Source organism: Vibrio mexicanus, from assembly GCF_001012815.1.
In the GTDB taxonomy this organism is placed as follows: Bacteria; Pseudomonadota; Gammaproteobacteria; order Enterobacterales; family Vibrionaceae; genus Vibrio; species Vibrio mexicanus.
Map to the genome: position 1 here is coordinate 1 of NZ_JYJP01000117.1, position 212 is coordinate 212.

2 tRNA genes are annotated in these 212 nt (G+C 53.8%); both read right to left on the bottom strand.

Annotated elements, in window-relative coordinates:
- Positions 1-8: 8 nt before the first annotated feature.
- Positions 9-84 (bottom strand) — tRNA-Ala (locus tag UA76_RS18650).
- Between the two features lie 41 nt (positions 85-125).
- Positions 126-202: transfer RNA gene (locus tag UA76_RS18655), tRNA-Ile, on the bottom strand.
- Positions 203-212 lie beyond the last annotated feature (10 nt).

Below are 212 nucleotides of genomic sequence, written 5' to 3' on the forward strand. Positions count from 1 at the left end.
CTTAAAGATGGTGGAGCTAAGCAGGATCGAACTGCTGACCTCCTGCGTGCAAGGCAGGCGCTCTCCCAGCTGAGCTATAGCCCCAAATGTTTATCATGTTAGCCGCCTTCTTCTGGGAGAAGAAGTGGTGGGTCTGAGTGGACTTGAACCACCGACCTCCCGCTTATCAGGCGAGCGCTCTAACCAGCTGAGCTACAGACCCAACATGATAT